This is a genomic window from Cupriavidus sp. 01L46, assembly GCF_056399905.1.
The window spans coordinates 1-697 of record NZ_JBFTSF010000677.1; the positions used below are offsets into that span (position 1 = coordinate 1).

1 protein-coding gene is annotated in these 697 nt (G+C 52.7%); it reads right to left on the reverse strand.

What is annotated here, in order from left to right; translation table 11 throughout:
• Positions 1–319 (reverse strand): transposase (locus AC1DS3_RS39270; RefSeq protein WP_477129450.1); only part of this gene is annotated, 319 nt, incomplete at its 3' end.
• Positions 320–697 lie beyond the last annotated feature (378 nt).

Genomic DNA, 697 nt, shown 5'->3' on the forward strand with positions numbered 1-697 from the left:
CCAAGACTGCATCGTCCATTGCCAGGCCAATGAACCAGCGAAACAGCAAGTTGTAGTGCGTCTGCTCCATGAGCTGACGTTCGTAGCGAACGCTGTAGAGCACCTGCAGCAGCATGGCCCGCAACAACTTCTCAGGCGCGATACTGGGTCGACCGCCCTTGATATCGGCCTCGTACATCCCGGCGAACAGCCGATCCATCTTCGCCAACGCCTGATTGGCCATGGTGCGGATCGAGCGCAGCGGGTGAGACTTCGGTACAAAATCCTCGAGCCGCCGCATGGTGAACAGGCTTTCGGTGAAGGTGTCGGCGCCGCGCATGAAACGTCGTAGGGTGTGGGGTTCTCAGATCAACGCTTCAGCCWCTTGAAGCGCTGACTTCGGTCGGAGGTATTTCAGCGGCCTGCTAGTGCATTTCAGCGCATCCGCTCCGCATCAACCCTTGCCACATAACTTACCATAAAAACAGAAATTCATATAAACAATATAGACACCACCAATTCGCCACAATTAAAACCGAGAAGTCGCCCTACATTGATACTGCCGAAAACAATCTCCTTATCTGAAAATTAACCCTCCTCACTCCGGCCAAAATAAACTGACGGATACTATTCCTCTCCCCAGCCCCAAAACCGACAAACCAACCCGATCTTACACACGAGACTACCGAAATCCCGATTACAATCAACAGCCTCAACA